Source organism: Dyadobacter alkalitolerans DSM 23607 (assembly GCF_000428845.1).
GTDB lineage: Bacteria > Bacteroidota > Bacteroidia > Cytophagales > Spirosomataceae > Dyadobacter > Dyadobacter alkalitolerans.
On record NZ_AUAS01000003.1, the window covers coordinates 162,808 to 189,389 of the forward strand.

The window sequence follows — 26,582 nt, forward strand, 5'->3', positions numbered from 1 at the left end:
AACCAAAATCCAGGATTTCTACGTTACCAGTTACAATGTTATAAAATAAACGATTTTAAGATGAAAAGTAAAATCCTCCTCCTATGCGCGGTCCTGATTGGTATTTTAATCAGTCCCGCATTAATGGCTCAAGATGACGAATATTACCGACCAGACTCGCTGCGGAAAGACAATGTTGAAGAAGCAGAAAAGCCTCCCGTTGAACGAAGGGAACTGGTTGAGAAAAAGCCGCTGGTTGAATTCAAAGACCGCCCGTTTGTAGACAGGCTAAGAGTAGGCGGAAGTTTCGGCCTAAGCCTGGGAACGGTAACCAACATTAACCTCTCTCCTATGGCCGGTTATGAACTTACAGAAAAGCTGGTTGGCGGCGTCGGGATTACGGGGATGTATTTCAGATACAAATATTATGATATAAACACACTCTATTATGGCGGAAGGGCTTTCTTAATGTATTCTGTCGTTCCTGTTGTCAATATCGTTGCGGAAGCAGAAGTGCTGAATGTTGAAGGATCTTATCAAAAGCGTCAATGGCTGACCTCACCGCTTGTTGGGGCTGCTTACTCTCAGCCAACGGGCGGCAGATTTATTAAAGCTGTCCATTTCACAGCCTTATTTAATTTAAACTACAATAATCAGATAGATAAATATAGCGGGCAAAACCTTTCACCTTATGGAAGCCCGTTCGTTTTCAGAGTAACTTTCCTGTAAGGATCATTTTAATACTATATAATATGAACCACTGTATGACCGCAGTGGTTTGATTTTTTACCACTAATATGACAGCTTGCTATTAAGCATGCCACATTTAATAACCTATACGATGGAAAATCCCGTTTTGATTTTTGGTGCCGGCGACTTGGGCGTTCAGGCTTTGGATATATTTAAAAGGAATAATGTGCTCGTTTACGGACTACTGGACGATCATAAGGAGCTGCACGGCAAGGAATTTGGCGATGTGAGTGTGCTGGGGAATACGGACGACTCCGGGTTTCTGAGCATTCTCGGCAGTAAATGCGAAGCATTTGTAGCCATTGGTGAGCGCTCCGTGCGCGAACGGCTCGTGGAAACGCTAACAGAAGAATACAAAACAATGCCCATCAATGCAATCCACGACAGCGCGTTGATCTCCGAAATGGCAACAATCGGACATGGCAACCTCATAGGCGCCCGCGTAACGGTTGGTGCGAAGTCAAAAATCGGGCAACATTGCCTGATCCAGACGGCTGCAGTGGTGGACACCTGGGTGCAGGTTGGTGATTACGTAACCATTGGTGCAGGCGCTATCATTAATGACCGTGTGAAAATCGGGGACGGCGTTTTTATCGGTTCGGGAGCAATTATCGTGGCGGGGATAGAGATAGGCAAGAATGCGCGGATCGGTGCAGGCTCGGTTGTGGTTGAAAATGTCCCTGCTAAGGCCACTTATTTCGGCAATCCTGCACGCAAGATCTGAGGCCAATAAAATGCGGCCATAGTTTTTTTATTAAATCGAATACATTACCTTTGCAGTCCTTTTGACAGAAAAAGTGAAAGAGCTAAGTAAATACAACATAGACATTTACGGTTTGGAAGACAAACAGTATGCCTATGAAATGGAGTCGGGAGATGCATTTTTCCAGGAACTAGAACAGGATCTGATCGAGTTTGGCCATTTCAAAACGCATGTTGTGCTTAACAAATCGGCCACTATGATCCAACTTAATTTTCATACAGTAGGAAGCGTAACGCTTACTTGTGACAGAAGCCTGGAACCGTTTGAAGAGCCCATTGACCAGGATGATCGCATTATTTTAAAGTTTGGCGATCATAACGAGGAACTGACGGACGAGATCGAGATCATCAACCGCAATACGACCAGGATCAATGTAGCACGCTACATTTTTGACTTCATCGCATTAGCGCTTCCGGTCAAAAAGATCCATCCGGACCTGCGCGGCGAGGAAGAGGAAATTGATCCGTTAGATGAAGCCGAAGGTATTCTGGTCTATTCATCGGGAGATGCGGAAAGTGAAGAAACAGAAGAAGAAGAAAAAATAGACCCCCGCTGGGAAGCATTAAAAAAGCTAAAAGGCGAATAACGATATCCGAATACCCAATACCCGTTGGCTTAAGCCAACGGAAAAATTAAAATGACCGACGGTTTCAACCGACGGATAATAAACCAAAAACAAAACATACAGAAAATAAAGCATCATGGCACATCCTAAGCGGAGACATTCCACAAGCCGTCGCGATTCGCGCAGAGCACATGATTTCCTTACAGGAAAACAATTAGGCACTGATTCTTCGACAGGAGAAATTCACCAATTCCACCGTGCACACGTTCACGAAGGCAACTTGGTTTATAGAGGTAAAGTTGTAGTTGAGAACTATTCTAAAACAGTCTAGTTTCAGTCGATGAGTATATCAATTTCGCAGCAGCCGTATAAAAGTTGTTGCGAAATTCTTTTTTACTACGGCACATCTGCTAAATTTACACCTTCGATTTCTAACTTATTAGTCTAAAATAACAGCGTGTAAATGAAAATTGCGGTAGATGCCATGGGGGGAGATTTAGCTCCACAGGCAATTGTTGAAGGGGTTATTCAGGCCGCTTCTGAACTACCATCCGAGGCGAGAATCGTTTTAATTGGCCGTGAAAGTGTAATTTGGGACATATTTAACCAGCACAATTTCACTCCTGATAATGTTGACGTCGTTCACGCAGAAGATGTTATTGAGATGGGGGAACATCCAACAAAAGCCCTTTCTCAAAAACCGAATTCAAGCATCGGGATCGGTTTCAAGCTTCTGAAAGAAAAAGAAGTCGACATATTCTGTAGTGCCGGTAACACGGGGGCTATGCACGTAGGAGCGCTTTTTAGCATTAAGGCGATCGAAGGAATAATAAGACCAGCCATTGCAGGATTTGTGCCACAAGTTGACGGCAGCTATTCGATTATGCTGGATATTGGCGCTAATGCCGACTGCAAGCCAGAAGTGCTTGCGCAATTTGGAGAGATAGGCTCTATTTTTGCCCAATATACTTTTCAGATAGACAAGCCAAGAGTAGCCCTGATGAACATTGGGGAGGAAGAACAAAAAGGTTCTCTTACAACTCAGGCCACTTACCCCCTGCTCAAACAAAACAAGCGAATCAATTTTATAGGAAATATTGAGGGTAAAGATCTCTTTACCAATAAAGCCGATGTAATCGTAACGGATGGCTTTACAGGCAATGTCTTATTTAAATTGGGCGAATCATTCTACGAAATTTCCAAGCAACGAGGTTTCAGCGATGAATTCGTAGATCAAACAAATTACGAATCCATTGGCGGAAGCTCGATCATTGGTGTGAATGGCAATGTCATGATCGCCCATGGCATATCATCGCCGATAGCAATAAAAAATATGATCGGCTGGGCCTATAAACAGGTCAAGTCAAAAGCATATTTGCATATTGCGCAGGCATTGAATTAATTTCCATTGCTGACAACCACGAAATGAATAAATTGATTCTGTTCTTTTTTACAAAAACCTATTCGGATTTTGAATAGTTAAATTTATCATGACCCATATAAAAGCCTCTATAACAGGAATACAAGGGTATGTGCCTGATTATATTTTGACAAATGCCGAACTTGAAACCATGGTGGCGACAAATGACGAGTGGATCGTCAGCCGCACCGGCATCAAAGAAAGGCATATCCTCAAAGGCGAAGGTTTAGGAAGTTCTCATATGGGTGCCGAAGCTGTAAAAGGATTGCTTGCCAAAACCAACACCCTTCCCAGCGAAATTGACCTCCTGATCTGCGCCACAACAACCCCCGACTTTATTTTTCCCTGCACGGCCAATCTTATTTGTGATATGGTTGGGATCAAAAATGTCGGAAGCTTTGACATTCAGGCGGCTTGTTCAGGCTTTGTTTATGCACTTACCCTTGGCTCACAGTTTATTGAGACAGGAAAATATAAAAAGATCATTATCGTAGGCGCAGATAAAATGTCTGCGATCGTAGATTATACCGACCGGAAAACTTGCATTCTTTTCGGAGACGGCGCAGGCGCTGTTTTGCTTGAACCGGATACAAAAGGAAACGGCATCATTGATTCTATTATCAAATCCGACGGCGCAGGTTATCCTTACCTGAACCAAAAAGCAGGAGGAAGCCGCTATCCGCCCACGCATGAAACCGTAGATGCACGTTTGCATCACGTATATCAGGATGGTGCTCAGGTATTTAAATTTGCTGTGACAAATATGGCTGATATTTCGGCCGAGATCATGGAGAAAAATGGCCTTAGCGGGGATGATGTAGCCTGGCTGGTTCCGCATCAGGCAAACAGGCGCATCATTGAAGCAACGGCGCACCGCATGGGTGTGGGAATGGATAAAGTAATGGTCAACATCCAGAAATATGGAAATACCACCTCCGCAACCATTCCACTATGTCTTTGGGATTATGAATCGCAATTGAAAAAGGGTGATAATCTCGTTCTGGCTGCCTTTGGAGGCGGATTTACATGGGGTTCCATTTATTTGAAGTGGGCCTACGGCGAATAAAATATTAATACTAATTTTTGAATTAAAATGGCAACTACCGCAGATTTGCGTAACGGATTAGTGATCAACTTCAATCACGATCTTTTTCAAGTAATTGAATTTCAGCATGTAAAACCTGGAAAGGGCAATGCATTTGTTCGCACCAAGCTGAAAAGCCTTACTTCGGGCAAAGTTTTGGACAATACATTTTCCTCCGGCGCAGGCATTATTCCGGTTCGTGTGGAGAGACATAAATTTCAGTTTTTGTACAAGGATGAGATGGGTTTCAATTTCATGAATGCAGAAACATTCGATCAGGTTTCGATCGATGAAAAACTGATCACCAATGCTGATTTAATGAAAGAAGGTCAGGAAGTTGAGATCCTGATCAATACAGAAACTGACGCTGCGCTGCTTTGCGAATTGCCTCCGTTTGTTGAGCTTTTGGTAACTTATTCTGAGCCAGGCTTAAAAGGTGATACGGCGAACTCTCCCAAAAAAGCGATCGAGGTGGAAACCGGTGCAAGGATCATGGTTCCTTTATTCATTGAAGAAGGCCAGAAAATTAAAGTTGACACCCGCACGTACGATTACGTAGAAAGAGTAAAAGCATAGCTCAACGATCATCACCCACAGTTTTAATTTTGACTAAATGGAAACCAAAGAAATCCAAAAATTGATTGACTTCATTGCCCAGTCGGGACTTGATGAAGTGAACATTGAAACGACCGATTTGAAAATAAAGGTGAAGCGCTACGGTTCTGCACCAACGGCATCATTATCTTCGTCACAAGCGGCACCAGCGCCTTCTTATGCGCCGGTTACGCCTACTACGGCCGTTACGCATTCCGCTCCTGCTGAGCCAACGGTTTCCTCAGAATCAGCATCTTCCAATCTGATTACTATAAAATCGCCAATGATTGGCACATTCTATCGTGCTTCAAGCCCTGAAACACCTGCTTTCGCTAACATCGGCGATGAAATTAAGCCGGGTAAAGTGGTTTGTGTGATCGAAGCCATGAAGCTTTTCAACGAAATAGAATCGGAAATTTCAGGAAAAATTGTAAAAGTATTGGTTGAAAACGCCACTCCGGTTGAATTTGACCAGCCTTTATTCCTTGTTGAGCCTATATAAGGCAATGGACGATCTGTAAAACTTAATTGATTTTCATGTTTAAAAAGATACTCATTGCCAACCGGGGCGAGATCGCCTTGCGTGTTATCAGGACCTGTCGTGAAATGGGCATCAAAACGGTTGCCGTGTATTCCACAGCCGACCGCGATAGTCTTCACGTTCGCTTTGCAGATGAAGCCGTTTGTATCGGTCCGCCGCCAAGCCGTCAGTCTTATCTGAGCATTCAAAATATTATTTCAGCCGCCGAAGTTACGGGCGCAGATGCCATCCATCCTGGTTATGGATTTTTGTCTGAAAATGCTGAATTCTCTCAAATATGTGCCGATTACGGTATTAAATTCATTGGTGCAACTGCCGCCCAGATTAACGGGATGGGCGATAAAGCCACTGCGAAAGCGACCATGATCGCTGCCGGTGTTCCGGTTGTTCCAGGTTCGGAAGGACTTTTGGAATCGGTGGAACAAGGTAAAATGCTGGCAGAAGGCATTGGTTATCCGGTAATCGTGAAGGCAACTGCCGGTGGCGGTGGCCGCGGCATGCGGATCATTAACAAGCCTGATGAATTCGAAAAAGCATGGAATGATGCGCGTACAGAGTCCGCAGCAGCTTTTGGTAATGACGGACTATATCTAGAAAAATTCGTAGAAGAGCCGCGCCACATTGAAATCCAGATCATCGGAGATCAGTTTGGTAAAGTGTGCCACTTGTCGGAACGCGATTGCTCTATCCAGCGTCGTCACCAGAAACTTGTTGAAGAAACGCCGTCTCCGATCATTACGGATGAACTTCGTGAAAGAATGGGCGCAGCCGCTATCAAAGGCGCGCAAGCAATCGGTTACGAAGGAGCCGGAACGATAGAATTCCTGGTAGACAAGCACGGCGAGTTCTTCTTTATGGAAATGAACACCCGTATCCAGGTTGAGCACCCTATCACTGAGGAAGTTACTGATTTTGACCTTATTAAGGAGCAAATAAAAGTTGCGGCAGGTGAGCCGATTTCAGGCGTCAACTACACGCCAAAGCTTTTCGCTATGGAATGCCGCATTAATGCAGAAGATCCCGCGAACAATTTCCGCCCTGCACCAGGCAAAATCACGAATCTGCATTTCCCGGGCGGTCACGGCGTTCGGATCGACAGCCACGTTTACAGCGGCTACACCATTCCCCCAAATTACGATTCCATGATCGCAAAGCTGATCGTCAGCGGCCAGTCACGCGAAGAAGTAATCACCCGTATGAAACGCGCATTGCAAGAGTTCGTCATCGAAGGAATCAAAACTACGATCCCCTTCCATATCAAACTCATGGACGATCCAGGCTTCAAATCCGGCAATTTCACAACGAAATATTTGGAAACGTTTGATTTTTCGACTTTGTAGGGAGAACATAAATTCTAGAGAAAGGCTGGCAAAGGATTTTGTCAGCCTTTTTTATGCTTTTACACACACCGTTTTTACGCGCAGTAATGGTGAAAATTTGTAGTTTTACCTAAAACCAGATGCTATGTCAGCTTTAATCACAGACATTAGTCAGCTTGATCCTAACGGAACGTTCACCTACGCGGATTACATCCGATGGAGGATTGAAGAGCGAATCGAGCTGATTAAGGGCAAGATTTTTAAAATGTCGCCCGCGCCGAACCTGACACACCAGCGCATATCGACCCAGCTGCAAGGTGCCATTTTTAATTTCCTGGCCGACCAATCCTGTGATCTTTTCAGCGCGCCTTTTGATGTAAGGTTATATAATTCAAGTAAATCAACGGTTGCGAATAACGACATTTACACCGTCGTCCAACCTGACCTTTGCATTGTCTGCGATAAAAACAAATTGGATGAACGTGGCTGCCTGGGCGCTCCCGACCTCGTAATTGAAATTCTGTCACCAGGAAATTCAAGAAGAGAGATGGATGAGAAATTTGAGTTATATCAAGAATCCGGCGTCAGAGAATACTGGCTCGTCGAACCCGCAGAATACGCTGTTTTTGTATACGTACGCAACGAAAACAAAGAATTTATCGGCCTAAAACCAGCAACAAAATTCCTGCAATCCAGCATCTTCCCGGATCTTGTGATTGATTTGGATAAGGCGTTTGGGAAATAATTACTTGATCTCTTTTGCATTGTTTAGATACCTGTCAATTTCTGGATAATCCATGTGCGTGTATTTGATTGCTTAATTGGTTATTGTTTGATTTTGATGTTGGCAAAACCAGATCGTAGGGCCGGTTGAATGCTTTTTGATTTACTTTAAATCGGTCTGCGAGCTTTCTGATTATTTCCTTTGACATGCCTTTTCTATAATGCAAAATGTCAGAGACATAGCCTTTGCTGACGTTTAGCAGTACGACCAGATCTTTGGCTTTTACTTGGTGTTCCTGCATTAATGACTGCAAAAGCATAACCGGGTCCGATTCTTCAAAAGTATTTGTTTCCGAATCGTACTGCTGTATTAAGACAGTCAGCAATTCAATTTCATCCTCATTAATGGCATTTGGATTATTGCTAAGCAGGTTGTCCAGCTCCTGACAATAATCGTCATACTGCTTTTTGTCTTTGATGACTTTATATTTAAGTGTCTCTATCATCTTAATAGACATTTACATGATACTGTTTTTGCGCTTTACACAAAGTCGTGTAAGCCGCATGCGTTCCAATCCAGCAAACGAACAAATGGATTTGCTTCTCTCCAAAAACATATTTGCAGATCATGCGATAGTTATTTCCGCCGACATTAAACACGACCCTGTTTGAACCTTTACCAAGCAGATCAACCGAATTGAAAGTAGACTTCATATCTTCCGGCTGCTGCCAATCCGCATACTTAATTTTGTTAAGCCAATCGCCAAATGACTGCCTGGCAGGCGCATTTATATTCACAAAATCTTCTATACTCCTCCTTTTGATCAAATGTACTTTCACTATATAGTGTGTATAAAGATAAATAAAGTTCTGCAAAAGAGAACTTTTTACGGAATAAAAAACCCAGTTTCCCGGGTCTTCAAATATTTAGACCCCATCAAACCCCCGCAGGCAGCGAATAAGGCGCCCGATACTTCCTGGTCAAATACTTATTTGCATCGTCGTCATTTACAAACTTTTCCGTCTTAGGATCAAAGGTTAATGCTCTTCCGGTTCGGTAGGCGATGTTGCCCAGGTGGGCCAGGCCGGAGGAGAGGTGGGCGGTTTCTACGGGGCCGTTCAGGAGTTTTGGGTCTTTGGCTACGACGGCGTCGATGAAGTTTTTGTAGTGGTCGCCGCCGGCTTTCCGCGTTGGCCCGGGTTTCTTTTCTTTGCCCAGGAATGTTTCGTAAAAATCGTAACCTTTTACGACCATATAACCTTCGGAACCATAAAAAATGTTGCCAATCCCTGTGCCGCCTTCGTCGTTGGTCATCCAGGGGCGGACTTCGAATTCAATGATCTTTTTCTCTTTGGGATATACAAATGATGAGGTCAGCACTTCGGGCGTTTCCTTGGCATCGTTCCAAAGAAATTTGCCGCCCGATGACGTGATTTTCTCTGGGAAACTGTCCACGCCCAGGCCCCACATACACATGTCCGTTTCGTGAATGCCTTGATTTCCAATGTCCCCGTTGCCATAGTTCCAATGCCAGTGCCAGTCATAATGCACGTAATTTTTGGAGAATGGCTTCATTTCCGCTGGCCCGGTCCAGAGGTCGTAATTCAATCCCGCAGGAATAGGTTCGGTGCCTTTGTCACCGATGTCGGGACGCCATTTGTATACCAAACCTCTTGCCATATAAACGTTACCGATCAGCCCGTCGCGCAAATGTTTCACAGCTTCCTGCAATGCTTCGGAACTGCGTAACTGAACGCCGTGCTGCACGACCCTTTTATATTTATGCGCAGCCTCAACCAGCTTCCGCCCTTCGGCAAGGTTGTGAGAACCGGGCTTTTCGACATACACATCCTTGCCTGCCTGACAAGCCCATATGGCTGCCAGTGCATGCCAATGATTTGGTGTTGCAATGCTGACGGCGTCAATGGTTTTGTCCTCAAAAACCTTCCGGAGATCATTTTCCATCTTCACCTTCTTCCCTGTCTTCTCCTCAAATTCCTTTGCCCTTTTCTGAAGAATGTTGTTATCCGGATCGCATAATGTGGCTACTTCTACATTGCTGAGGTTATTAAAACCGCTGATATGGCTTTGCCCACGCCCGTTCACACCCAGGACGGCTACCCGCACGCGGTCGTTGGCGCCAAAAGCACTGGCCGGAATGATGGACGGAATCGAAAGCACAACGGCGGCTCCGGTTGAATTTTTGATAAAATCCCTGCGGGAAACTTCGTTCGGATTTTTCATAACGGGAAGATTAGGATGAAGAATGGTGGCCTAAGCCTTATGAATGAGACGATTATTTCAATTTAATGCCCTTAGTAACCAGTGTTAAATAATACTATTGGATTCACGTTTAGTACTATTTCAAACCAACTTAATTACACCGTAAGCGCTGACCGTCAGAATTGAAGCGATACTGATCCAGAAGAAAATATCATAGGTGCGCGACGGCCTCAGGGAATCGGGCAGCTCTTTAAAACGAAAAACAAGAGAGACATAAACGATCAGAAGCAGCAGAATGGAAGTGGCAATGCCTCCCAAAATCACCATGGCGACCGGCGATTGGAAAAACAAAAAGAGAATGCACCATGCAGCCGGCAAGATCCACGACAGGATACCAATGCTTTTGCGCTGATTCTCCGCCGTATCGAATTTCATCCAACCTAATTCCCCAAATGCATCGCCCCAAACACGCGCCCAGCTCGCGGTAGCCGTGAAAAGTGTCGAGTATAGCACGAAAAATGCGCCTACCAGGAATAGATTCTTGGCCCAGGGGCCCAATGTTTCAGTAAAGATGCGCGAAAGAACTTGTATCATTTCATAACCTTCCGGAACGGCGCCGCCATGATGCAAAACCGCTGCACCGAGTAAGTAAAATGCTGCTGTTACGACCGTAAAAACAACCATAGACAAAACCGCATCCAGATACATGACATTGAACCAGCCTTTTGCACGTTCGGTCCACTCCGGGGTTCCGTCATTGGGGCCGGTGTAAGCTGCGTAACCTTTTTCAATACACCAATAATTGTAATACATGATCTCATCGCCACCTACGCCCGTGATGCCGAATGCACCGAATGCGATCGCTACCAAACTGGTTGGTAAGGAAAATTGAAGTCCGGATTTGACCTGCTCCCAGTGAATGGCATACTTAGTGCCCTGCAACAGGATCAACGACACCAGAATGACGGCCGTAAAAAGAATGATCATCACCAATGAGCCCTTTTCAACAAGTCCGTATTGGCCGCGATAAACCAGAAAAGAAGTGATTAATACAGAAACTATTGCCCATACATTGACAGGAATACCCGGCCACGCCATGTTCAAAACAATAGCAACACCGCCGACGATCCCGCCAACCTGCAACAATTTCAATCCCTGCAAAGAAAGCCATAACCAGATGGTCCAATGTGCTCTCCCCCATTTGCGCCCAGGCAGCTGATTGAAATTATGCATCATGAACGTGCCTGTATAAATGGCATTTTTGCCAAATTCCAGCTGCAACGCAACTTTCACCAAACAGCTTACAATAATGACCCAGAAAGTGATAAAACCCGCCTTAGCACCTAGCGCAGTGGTGGCAATGAGCTCGCCCGAGCCTACTATCGCAGCGGAAAGGATGAAACCGGGGCCGAGATATTTGAGTCTTCCCGCAAATGTGGAAGGAGGAGAAAGAATCCTGCTCATCTTGAAGCTTTCTTCTGAAAAGCAACGCGATGCGCAGGACTACTTTATTTTGTTTTTAATGAATAATACGACAAATCAAAGATTACCGACGGCCTGGTGGATCTGTTTGACAGTATCCTCATAATTATCTTCATTAGGCAGTCCGAATAAGGATTTCTCTTTAATAATCTTGGCAACATTCTCAGGCACAAGCTTTTCCCAGCCTGGCTCGCCTCTTTTGATCTTTTCAAGCACACTATCGGTCGTAATGTGCATATGTTCCTTGTTGTAGTTCACAATGTCCTCGATCTTGTCATTAATGACCAGATATTGAAATAATGGCCTTAAATGATCCGGAACAACAAAGTTGGCGCAGCTGTAAACCGAGCCGTCGGGCTGTAATGTGGGGTAAATAAAAAGCTTCACCTTCCTGCTGAACAGCGTCGCGAAGGATTCCAGAATGCCGCCGGGAAGCGATTGATAATGTTTTTCTTCAAAAATATCCTGCAAGCTCGGGCTTCCCAGCAACAGGCCGGCTTTGAGCTTGGTAAGGCGGGAAAGATAGGCGACCAACCGATAATATTCGTGGTGATTGGAGATCATTACCATGTGCCCGAGCGAACAAAGAATGTCCACACGGTCCAGAAAATCCTTTTCGTCAATGTCGCGGTCGCCGCTTTTGAGGTTATGCAATGTTAGCTCAGAAATGAGGACAACTTTCGATTCATCCACATCCTCCTCATCCAGAAACTGCTTCTGACCATTGCTGATCAGGTCAACGTGCACATTGGTAATGGGCCTTAACCGGCCGCGCATCATCAGAATGTGTTTTTTATACAATGCTTCGGAAGGCTGCAAAACACCGCCGTCGCTGCCAAACAATGCTGCATCTGTAAAACCGTTTTTAACAAGCCTGAGACTCATTAACCGGTTGTCCACTTTCGAAAAATCCGGCCCGCTGAAACGCACCATATCGATCTCAATGCGATCCGTTGTCAGATCGTCCATCAAGGATAACAACAGTGTTTCTGGGGATTTATAATAGAAAAAACAGCCATACATGAGGTTAACGCCGATAATCCCTAATGCCTGTTGCTGCAAGACATTCTCGTCATCGCGCATCCGCACGTGGATCACGACATAATTTGTCGGGCCCATGGGTGAAAGCTGGAACTGCAACCCGATCCAGCCGTGTGACTCATTGGTTTTCTGAAAATTAAGGGCAACAACGGTGTTGGCAAATGCAAAAAACTGGCTTTCCTCGCCGCGTTTTTCTGAAAGACGTTTCTCAACAAGATTGTATTCACGGTTCAGCATCTTCATCAGGCGGGATTCCACCACATACCGGCCGCCTTCCTCTGTTCCATATATTGCATCACTGAAAGTCATATCATAAGCAGACATGGTCTTCGCCACTGTTCCCGACGCCCCGCCTGCCTTAAAAAAGTAAGCAGCTGTTTCCTGACCTGCCCCTATTTCTGCAAAAGATCCGTAAATCCTGCGATCCAGGTTGATCCTTAACGCTTTTTGTTTTGTACCAAGGTTCTTTTCGTACATAACCGTATATTAGTAAGTTGAAAAGCAATATGTGTAAATATAAGAAAAATACAGTTAACAGTCGATTATGGCTAACTGACTTGCCTTACTAAAAAGGAAAAGTTCTATAATTTATTGCACTTGCCGGTGGCTAATGTTAATGCATCGCTATGGATCCGTACGCTACTTACCTGTTCACATATGGCACCCTGATGCAGGGTTTTGACAATCCGGTTGCCGGTCGGCTTCGTGAAAATGCGGTGTATGAAGGCAGGGGATATTTTTCAGGATTACTCTATCTCATTTCCTGGTATCCGGGAGCTGTTTTTGATAAAAATGCTTCCTCAAAAGTGCACGGAGAAATATACAGAGTTACTGAGCCGGAAGCACTGTTTGTAGAACTGGACGATTATGAGGATGTTTTTGAAGACGAAAAAAGCAGCCTGTATCTGCGAAAAACCATTTCAATCACCACAGAAAACGAAACGAGCGTCGATTGCTGGGTATATCTTTACAACCAGTCTGTAGCCGGATTGCCTTTAATTGAAGACGGTCGCTTCAAGCATTTGATCTGAGGCGCTCGCCAATGATCCGGAGCCCGTCCAATGTTAAGTTACTGTCAATTTCTACGAACTCCTCTCGCAAAGTCTCGATGATGGACGAAAGTCCTCCTGTGGCAACGGCAATGCATTCACCACCCATTTCCTGCCTGATCCTTTGCAGAAGCGATTTTACAAGTCCTTCATAACCCAATAATATGCCTGCCTGAATGGCTTCCGTTGTATTTTTTCCAATGGCCGTTTTAGGCAAAACCAGCGGTACTTCCGGTAATTGTGCGGTGTTGGCAAAAAGCGCTTTCACCGCTGTCATAAGCCCTGGCAGGATCGCCACGCCCAGTATTTTCCGGTCCTTCGAAACCGTGGTGAATGTTAATGCGGTTCCAAAGTCCACAACCACGCAATTTTCCTGATAACGCGTCATGACAGCCACTGAATTGGCGATCAGGTCAGCACCAATTTCGTGCGGGTGATTGATGGCAATGGACAGGTCTGGATAAATGTCCGGGCCGACAACGATGACGTCATCACCAAACATGGAACGCAGCATTTTCTGGATAATGGGCGTCATAGCAGGCACAACGCTGCTGAGCACCACCGTGTCCACATCACCAAACCATAGCCCCGCTTCGAGAAAATGCAGCCTTAGCCTGGATTCATAATGGGATTCATTTTCATTCACCAGCGAACGCATTCGCCAGATATATTCCCAGTCATCCGATTGGTAAAGCCCAAAAACAGTGTCGGTGTTACCAACGTCAACGGCTAGAAGCATAGCAAAGAATTTACAATTGCAGACAAATTAAAGGCATTAATCTATAATTTTAGCAAAAAATATATACCACACCCTACCAAAATTATATGCACCGCTTCTATCGTTACTGGCTTGGCTTACTGACTGCTTTTCTGCTTTTCAATACATTCCAATCCCACGCACAAGCTGTTCCAGAATGGCAGGACCCGCAGGTTTTCGGCGTAAATACGGAAAAACCGCGCGCTGATTTCATTCCTTACCCGGACGAAAAGAGTGCGCTGCTGATGGATAAAAAAGCGTCATTGGCACGCTCGCTGAACGGCACCTGGAAATTCAGATGGGCGTCGCATCCTTCCAAAGCCACTCCGAATTTTTTTGATCCCAATATGCAGGATGCGGGCTGGGAAAACATTCCCGTCCCGTCCAACTGGCAGGTGACGGGAGCGCGTGAAGGCCGCAAATACGACGCCCCGGTCTCGAATAACAAACAAACTTTTAAATCCACGCCGCCGCGGATCAATGCAGATACGAACGCTGTAGGCATGTACAGGACCACATTTACGGTTTCGGACGACATTAAAAGCAAGGAAATATTTTTACAATTCGCCGGCGTGCAGTCGGCATGCTACGTATGGCTGAATGGTGTTGCCATTGGTTACCACGAGGACGGCATGACGCCTTTTGAATTCGATATCACCGAAGATGTGAAATCAGGACTCAATCATTTGGCGGTCCAGGTAATCAATTGGTCGGACGGGAGTTATCTCGAAAAACAGGATCAATGGCGGTTAGCGGGCATTTTCAGGGGCGTGAATTTGCTCGTGCGCCCGAAAGTGATCCTGACCGATTTCTCCGTTAGAACGCTATTGGATGCGAATCAGGAACATGCGACATTGAAACTCAGCGCTTTTGTAAAAAATTATACGGAACAGGCCGTTCATGCGCACCAGGTTTTATTCACTTTATACGATGCGAACAAATCAGTAGTCGTAACGCCCGTCAGCCAAATGGTGGGCACACTCGATCCGGCAAAGGAAGGTGCGGTGCGGGTTGATATTCCTATTCCAAATCCTGTAAAATGGACTGCAGAAACGCCTTATTTGTACACATTGTCGGTTCAGCTGATGAATTCCGACGGAAAAGTGATTGAAGCCACAAGCCAGCCTGTGGGTTTCAGAGAAGTTAAGATTAAGAATGGGCAGTTGGTGGTGAATGGGAAAGCTATTACGTTGAAGGGCGTCAACAGGAAGGAATTTGATGCAGAAAGCGGCCAGGCGATCACGCGCGAAACGATGATCAAGGACATTACATTGATGAAACAACACAACATCAATGCAGTAAGGACTTCACATTGTCCCAATGCTTCTCAATGGTACGAACTCTGCGACCAATATGGGCTGTATGTCATTGACGAAGCCAACTTGGATAGCCACGGCATTTCGGGTGCCAACATGATCCTGGCCGATATGCCGCAATGGCATTCGGCATTTCTGGCGCGGGGAAAAGCAATGATCGAGCGGGATAAAAACCATCCTTCGGTAATCATATGGTCGCTGGGAAATGAATCTGAAAAGGGCAAGAATTTCAAGGATATGGCAGATTACATTCATCTTGCCGACCCTACCCGGCCCATCGACAGGCATCCGGTGAAGCAGATCCACTTTGCTTCCAATTGGGTCAGCAAGGCATTAGCCCTCAAAAAACCTGACGGAACATCCTATTGGGAATTTCCCAATGCGATCGACAGCACCCAAGCAGGTGACGGCCTCGTCAACCCGGACCGTGTGCCGCAGCCTGAGCTCAATGAGATCAAAAAGGTTTATCAATACGTAAAATTCGAATCACCCGACACCATGCGCGCGGGTGAAAAAACGGTCAGTATTCTTAATAACTATGATTTTCTGCCATTAAATGTCTTGGAACTGGCCTGGTCTGTTCAGGAAAATGGTAAGATTATCGGCAAGCCCGGCGTGATCAGCAATCTTAATGCAGCTTCAAAACAACGCCAGCAGGTTTCAATCCCTTACGAGTTGCCGACAGTGCAAAAACCTGGCGCCGAGTATTTCCTCAACATTAGCATACGCCTCAAAGATGGCACTTCCTGGGCGCCAAAAGGACACGAAGTTGCGTGGCATCAGATCGCGCTCGTCAAATCTCAGGAGGCTGCACCTGTCCTAAGTCTTTACAATGAAAAACCTTTGCGCGTAGCGCAGATCAGCTCGGCGCGCGTTGCCATTACGGGACAGGATTTTGCTGTGACTTTTGATAAAAAAGAAGGAATTACTTCTTTCAAAAATAAAAGGGAAGAGATGCTGCAAGCTGGCCCATATGCCAGTTTCTGGCGTGTCCCTACGCATCAAGACGAAATGGGTGGCGCAAAAAGTTATGCTGCACAATGGCGGGAAGCCGGGCTCGATACGCTGGAAGTTTCCGATTCTGAAATCAAAACACAGCGCCTGACTTCAACAGTTTACAGGGTGACCATAACAAGAACATTCAAAAGCAAAACGGGCGACGTGGATGTGACCAACGAGTTTATCGTTTATGCAACGGGTGATATTTATGTCAAAAATATATTCAGCCCAACCGGCCAGTGGCCATCGCTGGCGAAAGTAGGAACGCAGTTCCGGATGCCGGTTTCATTCAACAAAACGCAATGGTATGGCAATGGTCCGCACGCAACATATTCAGACCAGAAAACGAGCGGCAAAATCGGGATTTATGCAGGAAGCGTTGCGGATCAGCATTTCGCGCATTTAACCCCTCAGGAGAATGGAAACAAAACCAATGTTCGCTGGGCTGCGGTTACCAATGCGGAGGGAATTGGTTTGCTGGCGGTTAGTGATTCTGTTTTTAATTTTAACGTACATGACTATACGGACCAGCAGTTGCTGGCGGCGAAAAAGCGGGGCGCCACACTTACGCGGGGTTCAGAAACGGTCGTAAACATTGACCTTGTACAAATGGGCCTTGGCGGGGACGACATTTCCTCACAAGTGCAATCCCCGTATCTACTTCCTGCGAAAAGTTACAGTTATGCTTTTCGGTTAAAGCCCATTGACAACACGTCCAACATTGAGCAGATCGCTTCTTACACATTGCCTTATACAGGCCAGGAATCCGGTTCAAATCTCGCCACTAACACCGTAAGTGACCCTGATGTGGAAGAAGAAGTTGCAGAGGAGGAAGCCATTGAGCCTGTTGCCAAGCCCGTTGTACGAAAAGCTCCGGTCAGGAAAAAGGCTGCTTATAAACGTAAATCTTCGCGAAGGCGCCGTAGGTAAATCCTCATTTCGCAGTCAGCACATATTGCGCTTTCACACTGATTACCTGGGCTATTTTTACAAAAACGACCTGTGGAACTTCAATTTTGTGATCGGTTAGCGGCACTTCAAAATCAGAATTGATCGTAATCTTGCCGCTTTCGATCTTCATTTTTCCTTTGATCGTGCGTTCTTTGGTGACGCCATGCACGGTGAATTTGCCTGTCGCTGAAACGTCATATTGGCCATCTTTGGTGTAGTCAGGCGCATTATCCACTTTTCCGCTGAATGTTGCCGTCGGATATTTTTCCGATTCGATGTAGTTCTCGTTGAAATGCTCCTGCATGAGTTTATTGGGAAAAACAAATTCCCGCATGTTCATCCGGATTGCAATTTCACTGTTAGCCGTGTTGAGGATAACCTGGCTTTTCTTGTTCTCCGCATTCACATTTTCGAGCGGAGTTACCGAAGAGAATTTCGTATTTCCGGTCGAGGTTCCAAACTTCCCTTGTGCCAGAAGCGGCCGGGAAGGCAAAGCGGAAGCGAGCATGGTTACGAAAACCATGGCTAATAGATGCATTTTCATAAGTTGTTTCCGGTCAGTTGGCTACCTTCTTGTTCTTCTTGTCAAAACTGAATGTGCGGGAAATGTTAAACCCGTAGTGAATGTCACCCTTGCCCCAGGTGCCGGTCGTCTCCCCGATAAACTGCTTCTCGATCATACCCAGCGAATTGGTAAAATGCAATTGAAAAACGTGCCCGCCGGTCTCAATGTCAACCCCGAACGACATCGAATCGTAGTAAGGAGCAGTAACGGTGTTTTTTTCACGTGCTGTATAAAAATACTCCCCGTTCAATGAAACACGTTTGGACAGTTTGAACCTTCCCCCGATGCCAAGCGCCAGCAGCACTTTTTCATCGCCAAAAACCTCTGGCCTGTTTCGATGCAGGAATGTGGGCGAAAGCTGCAGGGAAAGCCTTTCTCCAAATTTACGCGCTATAAGCACCTGGGCTGAATAATATAGTTTGTCCTGAAATTCGAGTTCCTTGTTAACCGTAACAACTCCGGTTCCACCAAAAAGCGTTAACGAAACCGGAATATTGCGGGCACCATCGCTTTGTTTCAGCACTTTTAGTTTACCAAAAAAATCATAGACTTTCTGCGAAGTGCTCCTCCCTACCCCGATCATGAAATCGTCCGTCACGCCGTATTCAAAGCCCATCCGCATCGTTGCCTGGTCCAGTCCGAAAAACTGGTAAGCACCCGAATTGAGCCGTCCGAAACGGTGCGAAATACGAAAGTCCAAATGCTTCTTTTTCATCGTTTCAATGGAATGTCCATTGACGACGCGCGTGGATTTGAATGTGGCAGAAACAGGCACGGTAACCATGCTATCCTGCTTCGAAAGTTCACTGAGCAGGTCATCCTGGGCATAGAGAACCGTTGTTGAACAAGTCAACATCATCATTAGGCGGAGTAATTTCATTGTTTTGGGGCAGTTAGGCTGTAACTGTTAATGTATTTCCGTCGGTGGAAAGAGAAGTTTTGTAAGCTTGTAACGGAGTAGTGGCCGGGCCTTGTTCCACTGCGCCTGTAAGCGAGAATTCTGATTGGTGCGTAGGACATCTGATGTCGTTCTGCTCTTTTCGGTAGCCTACTGTGCTTCCCTCATGCGTGCAGATCCTGGATAAGGCTACATACTGATTCGCAGTGGTAAAGGCAACCAGGACATCACCAAAAACCTTTCCTGTTCCTGCCGTTTTCAGGTCTTTTGCATTGCTATGGGTAAGATCCAGTGTAAAGTTGATCGCATTGCCGGTTGTTGTTCCGGTTACGCCATTTACCGAGCCGCCGCCTGGATTTGGTTCCGGCTCATCGTCGCTGGATCCGCAGGCCGTCATGGTGGTCCCAATGCAATAAAAAGCCATGAGTGTGGAAGTGCTTAGTCCGAGACTTCTCAGGAATTCACCCCTTTTCATTTTGTCTGCTTTAACATTTTCCATAGTGAAGAATTAAATTAGTAGATACAATTTGGGTATGCGGGTTATTTGAAAGCGGGTGTATAGCGCAGTGATATCCATGTTCCTATGGTCATCAGATTGACCTTTCCGTAGCCAACCCCTTTGACCGGAATGCGGATATAAGGTTCTGCTACTAATGACAGCTTTTTTGTAATTGTGCGCTCATAGCCTACGGAAGCATTGATATGGCTTAATAAAAACAACCCTGTCTTACCAGTCCAACCTGGCTTCTGATCGTAAACGTATTTGGCATAATGATATTTGTATTTCTCTTTCTGAGCATAGTAAGAGGAAACACCGGCGCCCACGAACAATCTGGATTGCTCTTTCTGCATTACATTGTATCGCAGGCCAAGCGGAATTTCAAACATTGTACATTCCCCATCGACTCCATACGGTGTATTATATTTTGTGACGTACTCCATCAATTCATATTCTTCGGCATTGGCATAATAGTCTTTTCGGCTCCAAATGAGGCCGCTTTGCAGGTAAAGCCTGGGCATAAGCGCGTATTCCAGCAACAGTGAAAATGCAACACCAGGCTTTGTATAATTTTTAAAACCAACTGTGGATAAATCGGGTGAATAACCCAGCCTTACGGCCCATTTGCTATCATCCATTTTTGTTTTTTCCGGCTCAGGAACTTCCGTAACTGCCGGAGCAGTGAATGTTATAGTCGGGATTTCTGGCTGATTTTCCCAATTCAATGTTCTGCTGGACAACATTGCGGCGGAAATAAGTAACCGGGCTTGCTCTTCGCTGATTTTTTGATTTATACTATCCTCATTTACAGCATTGTTTGCCAAAACCGGCTCTGCTGATTCGCTTTCGGCAATGTTTTTAGTAGAAAAAGCCCCGTCGCCTCCCTCCTGCTTTGAGCGGTTAGGCTCTAAGTACACTCCGCCTGTCTTAGACTGGCTCCGGGGCAATTTTTTCCTGCGTTGGTAGTCGGTAATGTTCAAATTTGCGACAGAGGAAGATTTCGCAATGTCTGCTTCCTTATTACGTAATGGTTTGGTCGGCTGAATGTCACTTTCCGGCTGCTTTTCAGGCGATTCCGGATTTTTTTTACTAGTCTGGATTTGGTTTTTAGTTAAATCAGTTTTATCAAAATTGCTTGTTGCTACATCGTCACTTGCCTTATTATCAACTACAATTCCCCTTTTCGACTGGCCGTCAGTACTGGGCAGGGTCACTGATTCGTGCGTGTTGTTTGTGAAATACAAGGCGAAGCCAATCGGGATCAGCAGCGCAAGTAAGCCCAAAGACCACCATTTCCTCAACCAGCCGCCCGCAACTTTGCCATCGTTGGCGTCCAGCCGTTTTCTTAAACTATTCCAATCCTCCGGATCAAATTGTGGATCAAGCTCTTCTGATGACTTTCTGAAGAGCTTATCCAGTTCGTCATCTGGTAACTCTGTCATAATCGCCAATATTTATTTTAGATAACATTTCTCTCAATTTTTCTCTTGCACGCGACAGATTTGACTTCGACGCCCCTACTGAAATATTCAGCTGGTCTGCAATCTCTTCGTGTGTATAGCCGTCTATAACTGATAAACTAAATACAAGTCTGTAAGAAGGGGTCAGTTTCTGGATCAGCTCCATCAATTCTTCGTGCGCAAGTTTGCTGATGACCGTTTCATCAATGGCCACATTGTCCGCAACTTCCACATCATCGAAAACATCCCGGCGTATTTCTTGTCTGTAATGATCGAGGGCTGTATTAATCATAATTCTGCTCAACCAGGTTTTAAATGAACGGCTGGAATCGAATGTATCCAGCTTGGTAAAAACCTTAAAAAATCCATCGTTGAGTATTTCCTTCGCTTCTTCCCTGCTGCGTGTATAGCGCAAACAAATGCTCATAGCATAGCCGTAAAACTGTTTATACAACAGCTCCTGACTGCGGCGGTTTTTCTTTAAACAGCCGTCGAGTAGTTCAAGAAGAACGGCGGAGGTATACTCGGGCATGCTATTTGCTCTTTTAACACTAGTACGGCAAACCGAAAGCCAGGGTTGCGTACAAGTTTGCAATTTTTTGGTGAATTTTTACAACCATTTGAGAATGTTGCCATTAAGTCACCGTTTGACCAGAATTTTTGCCTTGTCAAATGTGAAAACTGTGGATTTTTCTCCAAATTTGGCAGCATAGTACAATTACTCAACGTTAATTTTTCCTGACCGGTCAGGGCCATTGAATGACTGAAAAACGTCCTCATCTTAACATTATCGATTCCCGCTTTCTTGAACTGGACGCATTACGCGGTCTGGCGGCGGTGCTGGTTGTCCTTTTTCATTTCACGATCAATTCCAACAGCTTATTACTGGGATGGGAATTCCGATATGGCGTCACAGGCGTTGATATATTTTTCATCATCAGCGGATTTGTGATCTTTCTTACCATTTCAAGAGTAAAAAAATGGCCTGATTTCGTCGTTTCCAGGTTTGCCAGGTTGTATCCGGCATTCTGGTGCTGCCTGTTGATAACGACAATCGCCATGATGCTTTTTGAACCCGAAGCAGTCACCCTGCAAAAGATCCTGGCAAATATGACGATGATGTCGATCTTTTTCAATCAGGAGAATATGGACCAGTCTTACTGGACATTATTGGTTGAGCTTATATTCTATTTCTGGATCCTGATGTTACTGGTTACCGGAAATATTAAAAACATTGTGAGTGCGGGTTTTATTTTTACCGTTTTCATTATCCTTTTTCATGCTTTTTCGCCGCTGTATGCGGGTGTTCATGAGTTTGCGACCCGGAAGATCGAACTGCTGAATCACTTCCCGTTGTTCTTTTCCGGCATTCTTTTCTACCTCATCAGAAATGGGAATCATGTAAGGAAAAACTCGCTATTAATTGGGTTTTGCCTCTTCGCAGCGTGTTATCTGCACAACCAGGGCGGCCGGTCACAGTATCATGTGACTCCTTATGAACATTATGCGATCCTGACTTTTTTTCACGTTGTTTTTGCACTGGCGATATTTGGCAAGCTGAAATTTTTAAACAAAGCGCCACTGCTCTTCTTAGGTAAAATATCCTATTGCCTGTATCTGATCCATCAGTATGTGGGTTTGCGTTTGCTGGCAATGCTAACCGATGTCTGGCAGGTGAACATTTACCCTGCCCTGATCATTACCATGGCCGTGGTTACCTTAGCCGCCTATCTGATTAACAAATTTGTTGAAATTCCGGCCAATCATTTAATACGCAACTGGTACAAAAACCGGAATCAGAAAGGCTCACATACCCGCTCCCGGGAAATTGCCATATAATAGTTTCCTGATCTTACTTACTTTTGCAGCCTAACCACGCATATTTGAATATTATTTTCAAATCATGTGTTATCATATGCACTATACTGACTTTTAATGGCCAAAAGTGAAACCACTCCTGAACAACCATCGCCATTCGCGGTGCGAAAAATAAGCTGGCAAGGGCTCAAAACGACGCTTGACCTGCTTCGCTATTTAAGACCCTACCGGGTTACATTTGCTATCGGACTCGTTTTTCTGGTACTCTCCACCGCCACGTCGTTGGCCTTCCCAAAGCTGGTAGGAAGCATTATAGAGGTTATTGAAGGCAAGTCGCCTTATACCATCAATCAGATCACGCTTTTCCTGTTTTTTATACTGATATGCCAGGCGGTATTCTCTTTTTTCCGGGTGTATTTGTTTACTAAAGTCAGTGAGATGGCGATGACCAATATCCGGTCAGATGTTTTTACCAAAATCATCACATTACCCATCTCTTTCCTGGAACAGCGCCGCGTTGGCGAACTCACGAGCCGCATCACCTCCGATGTTTCCCAGCTGCAAGGATTGCTTTCCTTCACATTAGCCGAGATTTTCAGACAGGTTGCGACATTAATCGTGGGTGTTTCCATTCTCTTTTACACTTCCTGGAAACTTACGCTTTTCATGCTGGCCACATTTCCTGTCCTCGTTGTCGCTTCCGTATTTTTTGGCCGGCATCAGCGTCGGTTGGCCAGGAAGGTGCAGGACGAGCTCGCTGCGGCCAATGTGGTTGTGGAGGAAACATTGCAGTCTGTAAATGTGGTCAAAGCATTTACCAATGAACCGCTTGAAGTAAACCGTTACCAGCTGATTTTGAAGCGTGTAGTAGACTTATCGCTTTATGCGGCAGCATTCCGGGGCGGGTTTGTTTCGTTTATCATTTTTGCGCTTTTCGGCGGCATAGTCGGGGTGGTCTGGTATGGTGCTGGACTGGTGCAGGCGGGTGAGTTCGGACTTTCTGATTTGTTTACATTCATTCTTTACACCACATTCATAGGCGCTTCGATCAGCGGAATGGGCGATTTATACGCACAGATCAACCGAGTTATCGGTGCTTCGGAAAGGATATTTGAAATACTGGAAGAAAAACCTGAGCTGGACCTGGAAAACGCAAGAAATACACCTGCAAGCCCGATCGAAGGGCACATTGCGTATCAGGATGTGCATTTCTCTTATCCTTCACGGGCTGATCTGCCGGTTTTAAAAGGGATTTCTTTTGATATAAAAGCTGGGGAAAAAATCGCGCTGGTAGGATACAGCGGCGCTGGAAAGTCAACGATCGTTCAGCTGCTCATGCGTTTTTACGATCACCAGACGGGCAACATTCTTATTGACGGCCAACCTGTTGAATCTTACGGACTCACCGAGCTAAGGAAAAACATTGCTATTGTGCCGCAGGAAGTAATGTTGTTTGGCGGGACTATTTATGAAAACATTGCCTACGGAAAACCCAATGCTACCCGGGAAGAAATTTATGATGCCGCCCGTCGCGCGCATGCAAGGGAGTTCATTGATACATTCCCTGAAAAATTTGACACGGTGGTTGGCGAACGCGGCATCAAGCTTTCCGGCGGTCAACGTCAGCGCATCGCCATTGCACGCGCGATTTTGAAAGATCCTAAAATTCTGATCCTCGACGAAGCAACAAGTTCACTTGATGCGGAATCGGAAAAGCTGGTGCAGATTGCGTTGGATGAATTGATGAAAAACCGCACTACAATCGTTATAGCGCACCGTTTGGCGACTATCCGGAAGGTGGATATGATTTACGTTATCCGGGAAGGCCGCATTGCGGAATCCGGAACGCATCAGCAATTAACACTTATGGACAATGGTTTGTACGCAAATCTGATCAAATTGCAGTTTGAAACCGCAGATAGCAATTGATGGAAACAAGCAGCCCAACCCAGAAATCCTCCAAAGCATTTTTTGAAACAGAAAAAAACAAAGCAGCCATTGCCGAGGCAGCCGCATTGCAAAAATTCAATCAGCTGGCCATTGCCAGGTTACTCGTATTTTTTGCCATGATCTTCTGCTTATGGCTGTGGAGTAATCAAAATCAGCCCATTTGGGGTTTGGTAGCATTCGGCTTGCTTGTAATTTTTCTGATTTCCATGCGCCGCCAGCAAGCTGCGCGAAAACTCCGCGATTTTCAGCATAACCTCGTCCATATTAACACCGATGAGCTAAGCAGGCTGTTATTCCGCTTCAACAGAGCAGATTCCGGCGTGCAGTTCCAGGAAAAAGACCATGCATATGGCAGCGATCTGGACATATTTGGTGAATATTCCCTGTACAAGCTCCTTAACCGGACCCGCACCGCGGAAGGCAGCCAGCGTTTTGCAAGCTGGCTTAAAAATCATGCGGATGTCAGAGAAATTAAGCTCCGGCAGGAAGCCGCGGCGGAAATCAGCAAGCATCCGGAAATGATCCAGGCGCTCGAAGCAACCGCTTTACTACACGAACACGCCGCAGAGCAATTGGGCGATTTCAGAGATTGGTCTACGGAATTTATGGACAAAGACCTGGCTCGCCTGCTTAATTTTCGTTGGTTCAGTGTCATTACGGTCATTGTTGCCATCCTGTTCCTGTTCTCTATACTGCCTGCATGGCCTTTGTTGTTATGCATTGCCGTCAATTCGGTGTTGATGGCGCGATTTAAGGGATACATTGAATCCGTTACAAATCGTACGGCCGAGTTGGGAAAAACATTGGTCTCTTACGGAGAAATCCTGGAAGTGGCGCAGTCGTTTCCTTATCAGGCACCGTGGTGGCTCGATCGCAAGGCGCGCATTGCGGGTTCCGGGGACGCACTGAAACAGGTCGGGGTGCTTTTTGAAAGACTGGATTACCGTAACAATATCTTTTTCTCGCTTTTTGTGGGCATACCGACGCTTTGGGACATATTTTGCGTAGCCGGACTCGAAAAATGGAAGCACCAGTATCACGATAAGCTAGCCGACTGGCTGGAAGTCCTGGCCGACGCCGAAGCAATGAACAGCTTGGCTGGTCACGCATTTGCCAATCCCACATACATTACCCCCGAAGTCGTCAATTCTCCTGAATTTCAGATTAATACCAAGGAAATGGGCCATCCGCTGATTCCACTGGAGCGAAGGATCAGCAATGATTTCAGTGTGTCCGGGACAGGGCATACGATCTTGGTAACCGGCTCGAATATGTCGGGAAAAAGTACATTTCTACGGACAATTGGGCTCAATTTCGTATTGGCTCAAATGGGCGCAGTAGTAAGTGCCAAAACATTCAGATGTGCACCTGTGCGCGTTTTCAGCAGCATGCGCACGCAGGATTCACTCGAAGAAAGCACTTCATCTTTTTATGCTGAATTAAAAAGACTGAAAAAGCTGCTGGAACTGTCCGACCACAACAATGTTGCCCCGGTATTTTATTTATTGGATGAAATCCTGAAAGGCACCAACTCTTCCGACCGCCACCGCGGAGCCGAAGCATTGATCAGACAGTTGCATATGAAAAAAGCTTCCGGGCTGGTTTCGACCCACGATCTTGAACTTGGAGAATGGGGCGCCACGGAAAGTTACGTTCACAATTTCCATTTCAGGTCCGATGTCGAAAACGGTGAATTACTGTTTGATTACAAGCTGCATAATGGAATTTGTAAGAGCTTCAATGCTTCGGAATTGATGCGAATGATGGGTATTCAGATAGAAAAATAGTGTTGTGCCGGGATTTGCGTAACTTTACAGTGCACAATTACGTTTCTT

Annotated in this window: 26 protein-coding genes; 15 read left to right on the forward strand and 11 right to left on the reverse strand. The window is 45.6% G+C overall.

The features are described 5' to 3' along the window. Positions 1-60: 60 nt before the first annotated feature. From G395_RS0106485 to G395_RS0106525, 10 genes are all read left to right on the forward strand, one after another. Positions 61-708: a hypothetical protein gene (locus G395_RS0106485; RefSeq protein ID WP_026629308.1), complete on the forward strand. Its 648-nt coding sequence runs from the start codon at positions 61-63 to the stop codon at positions 706-708. A 112-nt stretch (positions 709-820) separates the two neighbouring features. After that, the gene (locus G395_RS0106490) at positions 821-1,453 is read left to right on the forward strand and encodes an acetyltransferase (protein WP_026629309.1); all 633 of its coding nucleotides are present in this window, start codon (positions 821-823) and stop codon (positions 1,451-1,453) included. 73 nt (positions 1,454-1,526) lie between these two features. Further along, positions 1,527-2,078: a YceD family protein gene (locus G395_RS0106495; protein WP_035360694.1), complete on the forward strand. Its 552-nt coding sequence runs from the start codon at positions 1,527-1,529 to the stop codon at positions 2,076-2,078. A 115-nt stretch (positions 2,079-2,193) separates the two neighbouring features. Continuing rightward, a complete protein-coding gene (rpmF, locus tag G395_RS31600) occupies positions 2,194-2,388 on the forward strand; it encodes a 50S ribosomal protein L32 (RefSeq protein ID WP_084439466.1) in 195 nt (64 codons plus the stop codon). A gap of 132 nt (positions 2,389-2,520) precedes the next feature. After that, on the forward strand, positions 2,521-3,459 hold the full coding sequence (gene plsX / locus G395_RS0106500; protein WP_026629311.1) for a phosphate acyltransferase PlsX: 939 nt from the start codon (positions 2,521-2,523) through the stop codon (positions 3,457-3,459). An 88-nt stretch (positions 3,460-3,547) separates the two neighbouring features. Further along, positions 3,548-4,543, forward strand: coding sequence for a beta-ketoacyl-ACP synthase III (locus G395_RS0106505; protein WP_026629312.1), 996 nt, complete (start codon positions 3,548-3,550; stop codon positions 4,541-4,543). A 27-nt stretch (positions 4,544-4,570) separates the two neighbouring features. Continuing rightward, positions 4,571-5,137, forward strand: coding sequence for an elongation factor P (gene efp, locus G395_RS0106510; RefSeq protein WP_026629313.1), 567 nt, complete (start codon positions 4,571-4,573; stop codon positions 5,135-5,137). A 37-nt stretch (positions 5,138-5,174) separates the two neighbouring features. Beyond that, positions 5,175-5,657 (forward strand): acetyl-CoA carboxylase biotin carboxyl carrier protein, encoded by a 483-nt coding sequence (gene accB / locus G395_RS0106515; RefSeq protein WP_026629314.1) that lies wholly within the window; start codon positions 5,175-5,177, stop codon positions 5,655-5,657. Positions 5,658-5,692: 35 nt separating this feature from the next. After that, positions 5,693-7,036, forward strand: coding sequence for an acetyl-CoA carboxylase biotin carboxylase subunit (accC, locus tag G395_RS0106520; protein WP_026629315.1), 1,344 nt, complete (start codon positions 5,693-5,695; stop codon positions 7,034-7,036). 124 nt (positions 7,037-7,160) lie between these two features. Beyond that, positions 7,161-7,760, forward strand: coding sequence for a Uma2 family endonuclease (locus G395_RS0106525; protein WP_026629316.1), 600 nt, complete (start codon positions 7,161-7,163; stop codon positions 7,758-7,760). Between the two features lie 34 nt (positions 7,761-7,794). Here the strand turns inward: G395_RS0106525 and G395_RS28795 are convergent, their stop codons facing one another. The 5 genes from G395_RS28795 to G395_RS0106550 all read right to left on the reverse strand — a co-directional run bounded on the left by G395_RS28795 (position 7,795) and on the right by G395_RS0106550 (position 12,962). After that, a complete protein-coding gene (locus G395_RS28795; RefSeq protein ID WP_211237753.1) occupies positions 7,795-8,244 on the reverse strand; it encodes a helix-turn-helix domain-containing protein in 450 nt (149 codons plus the stop codon). Between the two features lies 1 nt (position 8,245). Continuing rightward, positions 8,246-8,578, reverse strand: coding sequence for a type II toxin-antitoxin system HigB family toxin (locus G395_RS0106535; protein ID WP_026629317.1), 333 nt, complete (start codon positions 8,576-8,578; stop codon positions 8,246-8,248). Between the two features lie 97 nt (positions 8,579-8,675). Further along, positions 8,676-9,983 (reverse strand): Gfo/Idh/MocA family protein, encoded by a 1,308-nt coding sequence (locus tag G395_RS0106540; RefSeq protein WP_026629318.1) that lies wholly within the window; start codon positions 9,981-9,983, stop codon positions 8,676-8,678. A 120-nt stretch (positions 9,984-10,103) separates the two neighbouring features. Further along, positions 10,104-11,426, reverse strand: a complete 1,323-nt coding sequence (locus G395_RS0106545; protein WP_026629319.1) for an Nramp family divalent metal transporter — start codon at positions 11,424-11,426, stop codon at positions 10,104-10,106. A 75-nt stretch (positions 11,427-11,501) separates the two neighbouring features. After that, positions 11,502-12,962 carry a BCNT domain-containing protein gene (locus tag G395_RS0106550; RefSeq protein ID WP_026629320.1) on the reverse strand — a complete coding sequence of 487 codons (1,461 nt, stop codon included), beginning with the start codon at positions 12,960-12,962 and terminating at the stop codon, positions 11,502-11,504. Positions 12,963-13,111: 149 nt separating this feature from the next. Between G395_RS0106550 and G395_RS0106555 the strand changes: the two genes are divergently transcribed. Further along, on the forward strand, positions 13,112-13,516 hold the full coding sequence (locus G395_RS0106555) for a gamma-glutamylcyclotransferase family protein (RefSeq protein ID WP_026629321.1): 405 nt from the start codon (positions 13,112-13,114) through the stop codon (positions 13,514-13,516). On the opposite strand, the gene G395_RS0106560 is transcribed toward G395_RS0106555, so the two are convergent. Then, positions 13,500-14,273 (reverse strand): type III pantothenate kinase, encoded by a 774-nt coding sequence (locus G395_RS0106560; RefSeq protein ID WP_026629322.1) that lies wholly within the window; start codon positions 14,271-14,273, stop codon positions 13,500-13,502. The genes G395_RS0106555 and G395_RS0106560 overlap by 17 nt on opposite strands. 86 nt (positions 14,274-14,359) lie before the next feature. Here G395_RS0106560 and G395_RS28800 point away from each other — a divergent pair, with 86 nt between their 5' ends. Further along, entirely contained in the window at positions 14,360-17,536 is a 3,177-nt protein-coding gene (locus G395_RS28800) for a glycoside hydrolase family 2 TIM barrel-domain containing protein (RefSeq protein ID WP_084439468.1), read from the forward strand. Between the two features lie 4 nt (positions 17,537-17,540). On the opposite strand, the gene G395_RS0106570 is transcribed toward G395_RS28800, so the two are convergent. The 5 genes from G395_RS0106570 to G395_RS0106590 are packed head-to-tail and all read right to left on the reverse strand — an operon-like array spanning position 17,541 to position 21,511. Continuing rightward, entirely contained in the window at positions 17,541-18,095 is a 555-nt protein-coding gene (locus tag G395_RS0106570; protein ID WP_229204051.1) for a YceI family protein, read from the reverse strand. 19 nt (positions 18,096-18,114) lie between these two features. Beyond that, positions 18,115-19,002: a DUF5777 family beta-barrel protein gene (locus G395_RS0106575; protein ID WP_026629324.1), complete on the reverse strand. Its 888-nt coding sequence runs from the start codon at positions 19,000-19,002 to the stop codon at positions 18,115-18,117. Between the two features lie 13 nt (positions 19,003-19,015). Beyond that, entirely contained in the window at positions 19,016-19,519 is a 504-nt protein-coding gene (locus G395_RS0106580) for a QcrA and Rieske domain-containing protein (protein WP_026629325.1), read from the reverse strand. 41 nt (positions 19,520-19,560) lie between these two features. Further along, a complete protein-coding gene (locus G395_RS32525; protein WP_026629326.1) occupies positions 19,561-20,961 on the reverse strand; it encodes a porin family protein in 1,401 nt (466 codons plus the stop codon). Further along, positions 20,942-21,511, reverse strand: a complete 570-nt coding sequence (locus G395_RS0106590) for an RNA polymerase sigma factor (RefSeq protein WP_026629327.1) — start codon at positions 21,509-21,511, stop codon at positions 20,942-20,944. Before G395_RS0106590 ends, G395_RS32525 begins: the two co-directional genes overlap by 20 nt. A gap of 227 nt (positions 21,512-21,738) precedes the next feature. Between G395_RS0106590 and G395_RS0106595 the strand changes: the two genes are divergently transcribed. From G395_RS0106595 to G395_RS0106605, 3 genes are all read left to right on the forward strand, one after another. Further along, entirely contained in the window at positions 21,739-22,818 is a 1,080-nt protein-coding gene (locus tag G395_RS0106595; protein WP_026629328.1) for an acyltransferase family protein, read from the forward strand. 96 nt (positions 22,819-22,914) lie between these two features. Continuing rightward, positions 22,915-24,726 (forward strand): ABC transporter ATP-binding protein, encoded by a 1,812-nt coding sequence (locus G395_RS0106600; protein ID WP_026629329.1) that lies wholly within the window; start codon positions 22,915-22,917, stop codon positions 24,724-24,726. Then, the gene (locus G395_RS0106605; protein WP_026629330.1) at positions 24,726-26,534 is read left to right on the forward strand and encodes a MutS-related protein; all 1,809 of its coding nucleotides are present in this window, start codon (positions 24,726-24,728) and stop codon (positions 26,532-26,534) included. The genes G395_RS0106600 and G395_RS0106605 overlap by 1 nt, the downstream gene beginning before the upstream one ends. The last annotated feature ends 48 nt before the right edge of the window (positions 26,535-26,582 follow it).